This is a genomic window from Streptomyces sp. NPDC046881 (assembly GCF_040645015.1).
Taxonomy (GTDB): domain Bacteria; phylum Actinomycetota; class Actinomycetes; order Streptomycetales; family Streptomycetaceae; genus Streptomyces.
In genome coordinates, this window is record NZ_JBEYXJ010000036.1 from 31,571 (window position 1) to 44,566 (window position 12,996).

A 12,996-nucleotide genomic window follows, 5' to 3' on the forward strand; every position below is an offset into this window, starting at 1 on the left:
CCTCATCCTTCCTGGCGCTTGAGGACCTCGGCGAGGCTCGGCGCCTCCCGGTCCCGCTGGGACATCGAGGTGACCGGCAGCGGCCAGGGAATGGCGAGCCGCGGGTCGTCGTGGGCGATCGTCACGTCCTCGGCCGGATCGTGCGGGCGGTCGATCCGGTAGGAGGTGTCGGCGGTGTCGGTCAGCGCCTGGAAGCCGTGGGCACATCCCGCCGGGATGTACACGGTCTTCTGCGTCTCACCGGACAGCTCGAAAGAGGCCCAGTTGCGGTACGTCGGAGAGTCCGGGCGCAGGTCCACGACGACGTCGAAGATCTTCCCGTACGAGCAGCGCACCAGCTTGGCCTCGCCCGCGCCGGAGCGCAGGTGCAGGCCGCGCAGCACGCCCCGGACCGAGCGGGAGACGCTGTCCTGGACGAAGGCATTCGGATCGAGGCCCACCGACCGGACCACGTCGGCGTCGAAGGTGCGGCAGAAGAAACCGCGTTCGTCGGCGTACGGCGTGGGCTCGAACAGGTACGCGCCGGCGATCTCCGGGACTTCGGTCGCTTTCATCAAGCCTTCCGCAGGGTGTGAGAGGGGTCGGTCGTCGGGAACAGGGCCGCGGTCAACGCGGTGAACTGCTCGGCGAGTTGCTCTGCCGCGGCCTGGTTGCGCTCGGTGAGGACTTGGCGCAGCTCTCCCGATCGCTTCTCCAGCGTCCGGAACTGTTCGAGCAGCCGGTCGGCGTCGACCTCGCGCGCGGGGTGGCAGAAGGCCCCCAGGCCCATCCGGTCCATGAGCGCATCGCTCTTGGCCGCATAGCTGAGGGCGAGCACCGGGGTGCCGGTCTTCAGCGCGCAGATGAGGTTGTGGTAGCGGACCGCGACCACGGCGTCGGCCGCCGCCATCTCCTTCATCAGGTCGGCCAGTGACGCCGGTTCGGCGGCGGTGACCAGCGGCGAGTCCACCGCGTCGAGGATCGCCTCGACCACCGCCACATCGCACTGGTCACCGGTGAGCAGCCGGACGGGCCTGCCCTCCTCGACCAGCGTGCGGACGAAGCGGATCGTCCCGTCGAGGTAGCGCCGGTAGATCTCGTCGGCCCGGGCGCGGTCGTCGTTTCCGCCGTGGAAGTCCATGACGCCCAGGCAGACCGTGCCCGGTGAGCCCGAGGGTGCGCTCGCCGTCGGCGTCGGCAGGGAGAACGCGAGGTCCGGATAGACCTCGTCGCGTGCGGTGTCCACGCCCATCGCCCGCATCGCGTCACGGGACTGGGCGTCCCGGTAGGAGCGGTACGCGGCCAGCCGCGCCGACCAGCGCACCAGGGCCCGGGTGGGCCGGTTGCGGATCTCGGCGGCGCCGACGCCGACCAGGGCGACCCGGGTGCGGAGCAGCCGGCCGCTCGCGCAGAGCAGGAACAGCGAGTACGGGAAGCCCCAGGGCCGCAGCGGCAGCGTGGCCTCCAGGACGCCCATGCCCGGCACGATCACCACGTCGTGCCGGCGCACCCACGCGGCGGTGCGGAAGACGTCGACGAGTTTGCCGATGCCCTTCGACGCGATCGCGCCCGCGCGTGACGCGGTGCGGTACTCCGCGCGGTTCCAGTGCAGCCGTGTGGCGGGGATCCCGAACCGGGTCGTCACGGCCTCGGGCCCGCCGCACAGGGCGTCCACGGCCGCGTCCGGGTGCTCGGTGCGCAGGTATCCGAGTACGGCTTCCAGCGAGCCGTCGTTGCCGAGGTTGCCGGAGCCGAGGAGGCCGAACACGCCCACCCGTGGTGCCGTCTTCATGGCCGCCGCCCTTCGCGGCCCGCGACGAGGGCGTCGACGGAGACGCCGAGCGCTGCCGGGTCGATCGGGGCGCGGTCCTCGACGCGCTCGCCGGCGCCCGGCCGGACCCGGCTGGTCATCCAGGCGCCCATGTGCCGGTAGCACTCGCGTCGGTCGGCCGGGGACAGCGGCGCCCGCCGGATCGCCGCGGCGAAGCCCCAGATGTACTCGGCGAGCAGCCGGGGCGTCGGGTGCAGCGGGCCCGCCCGGCGCGGGTCCAGGTTGACGCACCGGGCGCGCTTGGACGGGTTCGCCCGCTCGGCGCGCTTGGGGTGGTCGCGGCGGAAGTACAGCAGCTCCGGCACCTGGTGGAAGCGCCCGTGCAGGGTGATCTCGGCGACGAAGGTGCGGTCCGCGTGGTGGTAGCTGTCGAGCGGCTTGACCCGGCGCAGCATGTCGGCCCGCATCACCCCGTAGAAGTCGTCGCCGCCCGGCTCGAACAGCAGACTGCGGAAGCGGTCCGGCGCGTGCGGGGAGTCGGTGGCGAGCGTGTACTCGTAGGGCACCTTTACCTGGCCGTCGCCGTCGATGACGGCCTGGTCGGCGTGGGCGAGGATGACGTCGGGCTGCTCGTCGAGGGCCTCGATGCAGCGCCGCAGCAGGTCGCGGGCGTAGAGGTCGTCGTGCGAGGCCCACTTGAACAACTCGCCGCGGGACTGGGTGAAGACGTAGTTGTGGTTCGGCGTGGCCCCGACGTTGCGGGGCAGCCGGATGTAGCGGATGCGGGAGTCCTGCGCGGCGTACTTGCGGCAGATGTCCTCGGTTCCGTCGGTCGAGGCGTTGTCGGAGACGACCAGCTCGAAGTCCTCGTAGGTCTGCCCGAGCAGGGCGTCGAGCGACTCGGCGAGATACTCCTCGCCGTTGTACACGGGCAGGCCGATGCTCAGCCTGGGTCGGTCGGTCATGCGGTCCTCACTTCGGGGATCAGGTTCCGGTGGTGCTCGCGCAGGGCGGACCGCAGGTGCAGCCACCACACGGCCGAGCCGCTGACGGTCGCGGCGGCGACGCCCCAGGCCGAGCCGACCGTGCCGGCCGCGGCCGCCCCGCCGAGCCCGCCGCCGACGTAGCAGGCGGAGGCGAACAGCTGGCAGCGCAGGCTGCGCCGGGCCGCGCCGAGCGCGCGCAGCCCGGCCGCCGCGCCGGTGCCCAGGCCCGCGCCCGCGACGCCGAGGGTGATCGGCATGATGAGCTGCGAGGCGGAGTGCCAGACGTCGCCGAGCACCAGCTCGCCGAGCCGGCCCGGCATCAGCAGCAGCGCCCCGCCCCAGCACAGCGCGGCGGCGGCCTGCCCGCCGCCCAGCAGGAGGCAGAACGAGCCGAGCCGCTGCGGGGCCTGCCGCAGCACCCGTGCCGCCTCCGGGACGGTGACCAGCGACAGCCCCATCAGCACGGCGAGGAACGGGCCCATCAGGAGTTCGGCGCCCCGCACCGCGCCCACCGCGCCGACCCCGACGATCGCACCGAGCCCGTAGGCCCGCAGCTGGCTGGCGCCGCTGAGGCTGACGTTCTCGACCAGGTACCGGTAGCCGAGATCGCGCTGCTCGCGGAGCCACCCCCGCGCCCCGGTCGGGCGGGGGCGGACGCCGGACTGGAGGCAGCCGTAGGCGGCGGCCACCGCGGCGGACGCGCCCCAGGCGAGCACGAAGGCGGCCACGCTGCCCACCCGGGCCGCCACGACCATGGCCGGGACGAGCGCGACGCCCCACACGAGGTCGTTGACGAACGCCTTCCGCCCGGCGCCGGCGGCGAAGAACGAGAACCGCCAGGCGTCCTGCAGCAGCAGCCCCGGCAGCGTGACGCCGAGGCAGACGAACGCGGGCCCCACCCGGCCGCCCAGAGCCGGCCCGACCACCAGGCACGCCGCGCCGATGGCCGCGCCGACGCCGAGCGCGGTCCCCGTCGAGCGGACCACCGCCCCACGCCAGGAGGTGTCCGGCACACCGCTGAAGCGCACCACGAGCGGGTCGGTGGCCAGCCCGCGGGAGACGTTGAGCACCACGCCGTACGTCACCCAGGCCAGGCTGAACACGCCGAACGCGGTCACCCCCAGCGAGCGGGCCACGTAGACGCCCACCACGAAGTTGCTGATGCTGGAGGCCGCCTGGTCGGCCAGACCCCAGGAGAGCCGGCCGGCGAGGGCCCGCCGGGTGGATCCGGCGGTTGCCGTCGTCTTCTCCCCCTCGGTGGTCACCGGCGTCATGCCTTGATCAGCCCGGCGCCGTGCAGGGCGCCGGCCGCGGCGGCGACGGTGTCGAACGGCAGCCCGGACCGCTCGGCGACGTCCAGCAGACCGTGCTCGCCGTCGGAGAGGCTGAGCACCCAGAGCATGGCCATCTGGGCCTGCTTGGTGTCGCTGCGGCCGCCGAGCGCGTCGTACAGCCCACGCCGGCCCAACTGCGGCTCGCCGTAAGGGCTGAGGTTGACGTACCGCCGGTTGCGGTCCAGCACGGCGAACGCCTCGCGGCAGACCGCGAGGGTGTCGGCCATCGCCTCCGGGGAGACGAAGTCCAGGTTGTCCGCCGAGGTGTGGTACTCGGGATAGCCGGCGTACGGGGTCCGGCTGAGCGAGCCCACGCCGAGATCGAACCCGGGCGAGCAGAACTGCCGCTCGTCGTAGCCGTACGGAGTGAACTCGGTGACGCGGTGCGGGCGTTCGGAGGCGGCCAGGACGTGCCGCATCACCCGGTCGATCTCCGCGTCGCCGCGCCGGCTCTGCTTGTACGTCAGCCGGCCCCGGTCCCCGGCGCAGGCCAGCACGAGCCCGTGCTTGACCCGGTCCACCCGCTCCGCGTTGCGGGCCAGCCAGGTGATCGCCCCGATGGTGCCGGGCGCGAAGAGGAACCGGTAGGTGTAGTACGGCGTCTGCTCCGCCAGCGCACGGGCCAGGTACGTCGCCACCGCGATGCCGGCCAGGTTGTCGTTGGCCAGCGACGGGTGGCAGACATGGCAGGAGACGATCACCTCGTCGGGGACCTGACCGGGGATCACGTGCTCGGCGTAGGTGAGGTGGCCGTCGGCGAGGGTGGAGTCGATGCGCACCTCGTACTCGCCGTCCGGCAGCGCGTCCAGGGTCTCCTGGGCCAGGCAGAACCCCCACTCCGGCTGGTAGTAGCTGGTGCGGTACGGCACCCAGGACGGGTGGTCCGGCAGCGTGTGCAGGTGTGCGCGCAGCTCGGCCAGCGGCATGGTCGCCGACACCGGCACGCTGTAGCCGAGCACGTGCAGACTGGACGCGGCGAAGTCGACGACCCGCCGGCCGGCGGAGTCGGCGATGTACGCGTCCCGGATGTTCCACTCCTGCGGCACCGTCCAGTCGAGCACCGGGGTCCCGGTCGGCACCTCGTGCACCCGCAGCGGCACGTACTCGCCGACGATCTCCAGGGTGGCGCGCACCCCGTCGCCGGTGATGCTCCGGCACAGCGGGTACAGCCGCTCCACCAGCCGGTACATCTCCTCGCCGGCCGTCGTCATCGGCGCCACCGCAGGGTGTCGTCCACCGCGCCGGCGTCGGACGCGGCGCGCAGCACGGCCAGCCGGGTGAAGCGCCGGTCGAAGTCCTCCCGGGTCAGCCCGTGCGTCCGGTAGGCCTCGGCGAGTTCGAGCGCGCCCTGCTTCACCGTCCACTCGCAGTCGAAGCCGGGCACGGCGGCACGGAACCGGGAGAAGTCCACCCGGTACGACCGCGGGTCGGCACCGGTCTCCCCGGTGATCACCACCTTGGCGCCGGGCACCGCCTCGGCGACCTGCTCGGCGATCTCCGCGACCGTGACGTTGTTGACCTCGCTGCCGATGTTGAACGCCCGGTCGTGCACCGCTTCCCGGGGCGCGGTCAGCGCGGCCGCGAAGGCCCGCGCGATGTCGGCGGCGTGCACCAGCGGGCGCCAGGGGGTGCCGTCGGAGAGCACCAGCACCTCGCCGGACAGCAGGGCGTGGCCCACCAGGTTGTTCAGCACGATGTCGGCGCGCAGCCGCGGCGAGTAGCCGAAGGCGGTGGCGTTGCGCAGGTACACCGGGGTGAAGTCGCCGTCGGCCAGCCCGTGCAGGTCGTCCTCGACCCGCACCTTGGACTCCGCGTACGGCGTCACCGGGCGCAGCGGGGCGTCCTCGCCCACCAGCTCGTCGCCGCCTGCGGCGCCGTAGACCGAACACGTCGACGCGTACAGGAAGCGCCGCACCCCGGCGTCGCGGGCCAGCCGGGCCAGCCGTACGGAGGCGTGGTGGTTGATGTCGTAGGTGAGTTCCGGCGCCAGCGAGCCCAGCGGGTCGTTGGAGAGGGCGGCCAGGTGGATCACTGCGTCCACGCCGGCCACGTGTTCGGCCGTGACGTCGCGCAGGTCCACCCGGTGCCCCTGCGGGTCGGCGGGTGGCTCGCCGAGGACGGAGTCGGCGAACAGGCCGGAGTCCAGGCCGACGACCTCGTGTCCGGCGGCGGCGAGGACCGGGGCCATCACGGTGCCCAGGTAGCCCTGGTGTCCGGTAAGGAGTACGCGCATGGTTCAACCCCCCAGGTTGAGCGTGAGTTTGGTGACGGCGAACGCCTCGGCGTATCGCTCGTGGCATTCGATGCCGCGGATTCGCGCAAGACCGAGGAAGGCTTCGCGGTCGTACCAGGGCCGGTGGCGCTGCGAGGGGTAGTGCTCCTGCAGCAGCCGTACCTTCTGTTCGGCGACCTCCGGCGACAGCGGCTGGTAGGCCGCCGGACGGCCGAGATCACCGTCCCACTTGACGATCTCGTAGCCGAGGACCAGGTGGTCGCGGAACGCGGTGGGTATCAGCTTCGCCAGGCCGCGGTGGTCCTGGTGGGCGTCGTCGGCGCGCGGGGCCAGGATCAGATCCGGCTCGGTCTGCGCGCGCAGTTCCTCGACGGCGGCCTTGGCCTCGTCCCAGTGCACGGGCAGCCGCCCGTCGGGCAGCTTGTGCACGGTCAGCCGCAGGTCGGCACCCGGACAGAAGGCGGCGAGCGCGGCCCGCTCCTCCTGCTCGCGCTCGCCGCCACCGCCGGAGAGCACCAGTGCGTCGACGCGGAGACCCGGCCGCGCGTGACACAGCGTCAGCAGCGTGCCGCCGGCGCCGATCGCGATGTCGTCGCAGTGCGCGCCCACCGCGACGATCCGGTCCGGCCGCCCGGCGCCCAGGCGGATCACGCGTGCACCCCGGCATTGTCCCGTTCCCACACGGCCCACGGACGGTCGCCCCGGGCGTAGGCCTCGTCGAGCGCGGCCCGCTCCTTGACGGTGTCGGTCGGCTTCCAGAAGCCGCGGTGCTGGTGCGCCACCAGCCGCCCGCGCTTGGCCAGTTGGGCGCACCCGTCGGCGACCAGGTCCCCGCCCTCCGGGATGTGGTCGAAGACCTCCTGGCGGAGCACGAAGTAGCCGCCGTTCTCCCACAGCGGCAGTTCGCTCACCGCGGTGATGCCCCCCACCAGGCCGTCCTCGCCCAGGTCCACGCAGTGGAACGAGGACTGCGGCGGCACCACCATCATCGACGCGCCGGCGTCGCGCCGGGCGAAGTTCTCGATCATCTCCGGCAGCGGCGCGTCGGTGAGCACGTCGGCGTAGTTGGCGAGGAACATCTCGTCACCGTCCAGGTGGTGCCGCACCCGGCGCAGCCGCTCCCCGATCGGCGACTCGATGCCGGTCTGCGCGAACGTGATCGTCCAGTCCGCGATGTCGGTGGACAGCAGCTCGGTCCGCCCGCCCCGCAGCACGAAGTCGTTGGACGTCGTCTCCTCGTAGTGGAGGAAGAAGTCCTTGATGTGGTGCGCCCCGTAGCCGAGGCACAGGATGAACTCCGTGTGCCCGAAGTGCGCGTAGTAGCGCATGACGTGCCAGATCAGCGGCCTCGGGCCGACCATCGCCATCGGCTTGGGCACGTCGTCGGAGGTTCCGTTGCGCATCCGCATCCCGTAACCGCCGCAGAACAGAACGACCTTCATGGCTTGACCTCGACAATGCTCAGTTCCGGGATGGGAAAGACCAGCCGGCCGCCCCACTCGTGCACGAAGGACAGCTGCTCGACCAGCTCGGCCCGCAGGTTCCACGGCAGGACCAGGACGTAGTCCGGCCTGTCGGCGTCGATCTGCTCGGGCGGCAGGACCGGGATGCGGGTGCCCGGGGTGAACCGGCCGTGCTTGTAGGGGTTGCGGTCGACCGTGTACGGGAGCAGGTCGGGCCGGATGCCGCAGTGGTTGAGCAGGGTGTTGCCCTTGCCCGGGGCGCCGTAGCCGACGACCGTCTCGCCGCGCTCGGCCGCCTCGATCAGGAACCGCAGCAGGTCCCGGCGCACCTTGGCGACCCGGGCGGAGAACTCGGTGTACCCGGACAGCTCCTGCAGCCCGGCGGCCTTCTCCCTGGCCAGCACGTCGGCCACCCGCTGGGTCGGTTCGCCGGCCACCTCGGCGGGCCGGGCCCACAGCCGGATGGAGCCGCCGTGCGTGGGCAGCAACTCCACGTCGACCAGCGCGAGTCCGCCGCTCGCCAGCGCCCTGATCGCGGACGCGACCGTGTAGTACTGGAAGTGCTCGTGGTAGATCGTGTCGTACTGGTTCTCCTCGATCAGGGTCAGCAGGTGCTGCACCTCGATGGAGACCCAGCCGTCGTCGGCGACCAGGGCGCGCAGCCCCTGGGTGAACCCGATCACGTCGGGGATGTGCGCGTACACGTTGTTGGCCACGACCAGGTCCGCCGGACCGTGCTCGGCGCGGACGGCCGCACCGGTGTCCGGGGAGAGGAACTCCGTCAGCGTGGGCACGCCCGCGTCCCGTGCCGCCGCGCCGACGTTCACCGACGGCTCGATGCCCAGGCAGCGGATCCCCCGGTCCACCACGTGCCTCAGCAGGTACCCGTCGTTGCTCGCGACCTCGACCACGAAGGCGTCGGGGCCGAGACCCACGCGCCGTACGGCGTCGGCGACGAACGTGCGGGCGTGCTCCACCCAGGAGGTCGAGTACGAGGAGAAGTACGCGTACTCCTTGAACGTCTCCTCCGGCGTGATCAGCGGCGGGATCTGCGCCAGCCAGCAGTCGGTGCAGACCCGCAGGTGCAGCGGGTACGCCGGCTCCGGCTGGTCCACTTGGTCCGCGGCGAGAAAGCTCTCGCACGGTGGCGTCGCCCCGAGATCGACGACGCTCGCCATCGCCTCCGAGCCGCACAGTCGGCATCGTGTCATCTTCCGTCCCCATCCCCCCCGCTCGCGCGGGTGTCCCCGCCGCGAGCCAGTGCTGACCGACCCGCGATCGCGGTGCGGTACTCCTCCACCAGGCGCTCCAGCCCGACGGCCGGGCTGAAGTCCTGTTCGTAACGGCGCCGGGCCGCCTGCCCCATCTCCCGGTTGCGGGCCGGCCCGTCCGTGATCCGGCGCAGGCAGGACGCCAGCGAGGCGGCCTCGCCCGGCCGGTGCAGCAGCCCGGTCACCCCGTCCTCGACGAGTTCCACGAAGGCGCCGTGACCGGCGGCGACGACCGGGACCCCCGCCGCCATCGCCTCCACGACCACCAGGCCGAACGCCTCCAGCCACGTCGAGGGCGCCACCACGGCGACCGACCGCGCGACGGCCTGCCGGCACTGGGCCGTGTCGTACAGGCCGGCGTAGCGCACGTCGTCCCGGCCCGCCGCCCAGGCGGTCACCTCCCGCTCCAGCGGTCCCGTGCCGGCGATCACGAGCGGCACGCCGACACCGCCGTCGGCGGCGATCTCGTCCCACGCGGCCATCAGCAGCCGCACACCCTTGGCCTCCGCGAGCCGGCCGAGATAGAGCAGATGCTCGCCGGCGCCGGTCCGGCCGGCGCCCGGTTCGGGCACGAAGTTGTGCTTCACCGCCAGCCGTTCGGCCGGCATGCCGGCCCGCACCAGGACGGCGCGCTGCGCCGCGGAGATGCAGAAGAACCGCTCCACGCCGGACCACCACCGCCGCCGGTTCACCGACAGGCTCACCGCGAGCGGTACCGTCGCCAGCCGGGAGCCGCGGTAGCAGCCGTGCCGGACGGCGGGCAGCGGCGCGGACCCGACGCACTCGGTGCACGGCCCGCCGCCCCGCTGCAGCGTGCCGGGCGGGCAGATCTGGGTGTAGTTGTGCAGCGTGGCGACGGCGGGCACCCCGGCGTCGGCGCAGGCGGCCAGCACCGCGGGCGACAGCAGCGGGAAGACGTTGTGGACGTGCACCACGTCCGGCCGCTCGGTGCGCAGCCGGGCGGCCAGCTCCGCGCGGACCGCCGGGTTCCACGGCACCAGCAGCGGCAGTGCGGCCTTGCCCAGCAGCGACCGGCCGGCGATGTCGTCGCTGCGCCGCTCGAACACCTCCACCCGGTGGCCGGCCCCGCGCAGCAGCGCCACCTCCTGGTCGACGACCTTGTTCTCCCCGCTCGGCTGCGCCGAGGCGTAGCGGTTGTGCACCACGAGGACGTGCATGCTCAGGCCACCTCCGATGTCTGGGCCCATCGCGGCGCGCGCCGCCGGCGGACTCCGGGCGCCGGCGGGGGAGCGGCGGCGACAGGCGCCGCCAGCAGCGAGGCGGCCACGGTGAGATGCAGCAGGTACGGCGAGGCGTCGCCCAGCCCGGCCTCGGTGTACGACGCGATCGCGCAGTAGCTGATCAGGAAGATCGCGCAGGCCCTCTCCAGGGACGGTGGCCGCAGCAACGCGACACCGCCCAGCACGATGATGATCGCCGCGACCAGCGTGACACCGATCAGACCCTGCTCGTTGTAGACGGCCAGCCAGCTGTTGTCGATCGGCAGCCCGCCGAACGACTTGTCGCCCAGGCCCACGCCGAACAGCTGCTCCGGGGTCGACCGGGGCGCGGCCAGCAGGGCGTCCCAGACCTTGGCCCGACCGGTGAGGTTGGAGAAGTTCTCCTTGCTCTGCCCGCGCAGGAACCACGCCTGCAGCGCGGAGGCGAACCCCACCGCGGCCACCACGACGCACAGCACCGCCCAGGTGAAGAACCGGCGGGCCGCGGCGCTGGTCAGGATCAGCGAGCCGATGCCCAGCGCCAGCCCGATGAGCAGGCCGAGCGTGGCCGTGCGGGTGTGGGTCAGCGCGAGCAGGACGAGTGACGGCACGATGACGACCGCCGCCCCGGCCCTGTCGGTCCGCCGGCCCAGGACGAGCAGCACGGTGAGCCCGGTGATCACCGCGGCGTACTGCCCGATCTGCGGCGGTGTGAGCGGCCACAGCGCGCCGACCAGCCGCCCGCCGTAGAGGTCGGGCAGGGCCGCGCCCGGTGAGATGACCAGCCCGGCGGCCACCGACCCGAGCACCGCGAAGTACATCCGGATGTGGTGCCGGACGAACGTCGGGCTGCCGTCCCACCAGCGGCTGAGCAGCCACAGCGTGCCGACGAAGAGAGCCAGCCGGGCGCAGCGGAACAGCGCGCCGAACCCGGACTCCAGGTGCACGCTGGAGATCACGCTCATCGCCAGCAGCAGGGTCAGCAGGAGCAGGAAGGCGCTGGCCCGGATGCGCAGCCGGAGGTTGAGCGCGAGCGCCAGCACGAACGCGGCGACCAGCGCGCCCATGGTGACCATCTGGATGAGGGAGCGGGGCAGCGGGACGATGGTCTTCGCCCCGGCGGAGCCGAGCGTGTTGAGGACCAGCAGCCCCCAGACCGTCCCGACGATCTTCGCCGTGGGATCCGCGCGCATCTCAACCACCGTCCCGTGCACCGAAGGTGCTCCCCGCGTCCTGCCGGTACGGCGTGCCCTGCCACTGCCCGGACTCCAGGACCCGGCTGGGGTCGTGGGCGACGAACTTCCACGGTCCGACGTAGACGTTGTCGTGCCAGCGGTTGTGCTGCCTGCCGGTGATCGCCTCGGCCACCCGCTCGCCCTTGTACGGCGACCAGTCCGGGTAGGTGCCGTAGTTGGCCAGCACCGCCATGCGGTCGCACTTCACCGTGCAGTCGACCACCGACTTGTCCAGCACGAAGCGGTTGCCGTGGATGTCCACCCGCTGGGTCTTCCACCGGCAGTCGGAGTAGAGCGGCGGCCGGGCGATCGCCGGCTGTGCGCAGCGCTTGGTGTTCTTCACGAGCAACGTGCAGTCACCGGACGAGGTGTTGGCCGGGCTGTTGCAGAACCGGTCGGCGTTCTCCCACAGGGTGATCCCGGACCAGTTGTCCTCCAGCACGTTCCGGTAGATCTCGATCCTGTCGGTGCGGGCCGGGATCCGCGGTTCGCCGCCGGACTCGGACAGGTAGACGGTCGCGAACGGGAAGTTGTCGCCCTGGTCGGCGTACCTGCGGCCCTCCACCCAGTTGTTGCGCCGGATCGTGTTGTCGCGGATGACCGCGTTGTAGCTGGTCTCGTAGATCAGCGCGGCACCGTCGTTGGACTCCAGCACGTTGTCCTCGATGCGGAAGTCGTTGTTGTTGGTGTCCGCCCACATCCCGGTTCCGCGGTTGCCGTGCACCCAGTTGCCGCGGATGTCGGCGCCGTCGACGGCCCAGAACTTGACGCCTCCGGTGCAGCCGCAGCCCGGCCGCCGCCGCTCCCAGTCGTCCCTGTTGTTCCCGGCGATCTCGTTGCCCTCGACCACCAGGCCGCCGATACGGCCGCCGGACTTGTACGCGTTCATTCCGTACTGGCCGTTGCCGCGCAGGCAGCTGGCGCGGACCTGCTGGCGGGCACCGGCCATCAGCCCGGCGCCGGAGTTGTTCTGGATCGTCGCGTGTTCGATCACCCAGCCGTCGGCCGAGTCGTGGTTGACCACGCCCTCGTTCTGCGGCGCCACGAAACCCTGCACGGTCAGATAGCGGATGGTGACGTCGCGGGCGGTGCCCCCGAACGCGTACTGGTTCTTCTTCCGGCCGTCGAGGACCGCGTCCGGCGCGGCGAGGTAGGTGTCCCCCTTCTTGGGGACGACCTGGGCGTAGCGGTCCGGGTCCAGCCTGTGCCTGCCCGGGCGCAGCCAGAACGTGGTGTTCGGGGGGCTGCTCCTGGTCTTGGCCGCCAGGTCACCGACCACCGCGGGGTCGACCGTCACCGCGCCCGCCGGTGCCTTCGCCGGCCCGGCCGCGGGTCTGGCGCACACCTGGGCCACGGAGCGGGCCGCGGACGTGGACGGCGCGGCGGTCGGCTCCGCCGCACGGGCGCCCGGCGTGCTCTCGCAGCCGGTCACCGTCAGCAGGGCCAGCGCCAGCGGTGCCGCCGCCCACGCCCGGTGCCGTCTGTTGATCCCCACGCGCCCCCC

Annotated in this window: 12 protein-coding genes; all 12 read right to left on the minus strand. The window is 72.5% G+C overall.

Annotated features, from left to right (window positions below):
• Nucleotides 1–2: 2 nt before the first annotated feature.
• Genes rfbC through ABZ923_RS19335 form a run of 12 tightly spaced genes read right to left on the minus strand, consistent with a single transcriptional unit; the run spans nucleotide 3 to nucleotide 12,987 of the window.
• Nucleotides 3–554, minus strand: coding sequence for a dTDP-4-dehydrorhamnose 3,5-epimerase (gene rfbC / locus ABZ923_RS19280; RefSeq protein WP_361472924.1), 552 nt, complete (start codon nucleotides 552–554; stop codon nucleotides 3–5).
• Nucleotides 554–1,771, minus strand: coding sequence for a polysaccharide pyruvyl transferase family protein (locus ABZ923_RS19285; protein WP_361472927.1), 1,218 nt, complete (start codon nucleotides 1,769–1,771; stop codon nucleotides 554–556). Before ABZ923_RS19285 ends, rfbC begins: the two co-directional genes overlap by 1 nt.
• The gene (locus ABZ923_RS19290; protein ID WP_361472930.1) at nucleotides 1,768–2,715 is read right to left on the minus strand and encodes a glycosyltransferase family 2 protein; all 948 of its coding nucleotides are present in this window, start codon (nucleotides 2,713–2,715) and stop codon (nucleotides 1,768–1,770) included. Before ABZ923_RS19290 ends, ABZ923_RS19285 begins: the two co-directional genes overlap by 4 nt.
• Complete coding sequence (locus tag ABZ923_RS19295) at nucleotides 2,712–4,010, minus strand: hypothetical protein (protein ID WP_361472933.1); 1,299 nt, start codon at nucleotides 4,008–4,010, stop codon at nucleotides 2,712–2,714. Before ABZ923_RS19295 ends, ABZ923_RS19290 begins: the two co-directional genes overlap by 4 nt.
• Nucleotides 4,007–5,290 carry a DUF4910 domain-containing protein gene (locus ABZ923_RS19300; protein ID WP_361472936.1) on the minus strand — a complete coding sequence of 428 codons (1,284 nt, stop codon included), beginning with the start codon at nucleotides 5,288–5,290 and terminating at the stop codon, nucleotides 4,007–4,009. Before ABZ923_RS19300 ends, ABZ923_RS19295 begins: the two co-directional genes overlap by 4 nt.
• On the minus strand, nucleotides 5,278–6,303 hold the full coding sequence (locus ABZ923_RS19305) for an SDR family oxidoreductase (protein WP_361472939.1): 1,026 nt from the start codon (nucleotides 6,301–6,303) through the stop codon (nucleotides 5,278–5,280). Before ABZ923_RS19305 ends, ABZ923_RS19300 begins: the two co-directional genes overlap by 13 nt.
• A 3-nt stretch (nucleotides 6,304–6,306) precedes the next feature.
• A complete protein-coding gene (locus tag ABZ923_RS19310) occupies nucleotides 6,307–6,954 on the minus strand; it encodes a PIG-L family deacetylase (RefSeq protein ID WP_361472942.1) in 648 nt (215 codons plus the stop codon).
• On the minus strand, nucleotides 6,951–7,745 hold the full coding sequence (locus tag ABZ923_RS19315) for a sugar phosphate nucleotidyltransferase (RefSeq protein ID WP_361472945.1): 795 nt from the start codon (nucleotides 7,743–7,745) through the stop codon (nucleotides 6,951–6,953). The genes ABZ923_RS19310 and ABZ923_RS19315 overlap by 4 nt, the downstream gene beginning before the upstream one ends.
• Nucleotides 7,742–8,977, minus strand: coding sequence for a class I SAM-dependent methyltransferase (locus tag ABZ923_RS19320; protein WP_361472948.1), 1,236 nt, complete (start codon nucleotides 8,975–8,977; stop codon nucleotides 7,742–7,744). The genes ABZ923_RS19315 and ABZ923_RS19320 overlap by 4 nt, the downstream gene beginning before the upstream one ends.
• Complete coding sequence (locus tag ABZ923_RS19325) at nucleotides 8,974–10,215, minus strand: glycosyltransferase (RefSeq protein ID WP_361472950.1); 1,242 nt, start codon at nucleotides 10,213–10,215, stop codon at nucleotides 8,974–8,976. Before ABZ923_RS19325 ends, ABZ923_RS19320 begins: the two co-directional genes overlap by 4 nt.
• A gap of 2 nt (nucleotides 10,216–10,217) precedes the next feature.
• Complete coding sequence (locus tag ABZ923_RS19330) at nucleotides 10,218–11,450, minus strand: O-antigen ligase domain-containing protein (RefSeq protein ID WP_361472953.1); 1,233 nt, start codon at nucleotides 11,448–11,450, stop codon at nucleotides 10,218–10,220.
• A gap of 1 nt (nucleotide 11,451) precedes the next feature.
• Nucleotides 11,452–12,987 carry a right-handed parallel beta-helix repeat-containing protein gene (locus tag ABZ923_RS19335; protein WP_361472956.1) on the minus strand — a complete coding sequence of 512 codons (1,536 nt, stop codon included), beginning with the start codon at nucleotides 12,985–12,987 and terminating at the stop codon, nucleotides 11,452–11,454.
• Nucleotides 12,988–12,996: the final 9 nt, after the last annotated feature.

Bases quoted from the DNA above. Each gene is read 5' to 3' on its own strand.
- ABZ923_RS19325 (WP_361472950.1), bottom strand. From the start codon at position 10,215: ATGCACGTCCTCGTGGTGCACAACCGCTACGCCTCGGCGCAGCCGAGC.
- ABZ923_RS19330 (WP_361472953.1), bottom strand. From the start codon at position 11,450: ATGCGCGCGGATCCCACGGCGAAGATCGTCGGGACGGTCTGGGGGCTG.
- ABZ923_RS19290 (WP_361472930.1), bottom strand. From the start codon at position 2,715: ATGACCGACCGACCCAGGCTGAGCATCGGCCTGCCCGTGTACAACGGC.
- ABZ923_RS19295 (WP_361472933.1), bottom strand. From the start codon at position 4,010: ATGACGCCGGTGACCACCGAGGGGGAGAAGACGACGGCAACCGCCGGA.
- rfbC (WP_361472924.1), bottom strand. From the start codon at position 554: ATGAAAGCGACCGAAGTCCCGGAGATCGCCGGCGCGTACCTGTTCGAG.
- ABZ923_RS19320 (WP_361472948.1), bottom strand. From the start codon at position 8,977: ATGACACGATGCCGACTGTGCGGCTCGGAGGCGATGGCGAGCGTCGTC.
- ABZ923_RS19285 (WP_361472927.1), bottom strand. From the start codon at position 1,771: ATGAAGACGGCACCACGGGTGGGCGTGTTCGGCCTCCTCGGCTCCGGC.
- ABZ923_RS19305 (WP_361472939.1), bottom strand. From the start codon at position 6,303: ATGCGCGTACTCCTTACCGGACACCAGGGCTACCTGGGCACCGTGATG.
- ABZ923_RS19315 (WP_361472945.1), bottom strand. From the start codon at position 7,745: ATGAAGGTCGTTCTGTTCTGCGGCGGTTACGGGATGCGGATGCGCAAC.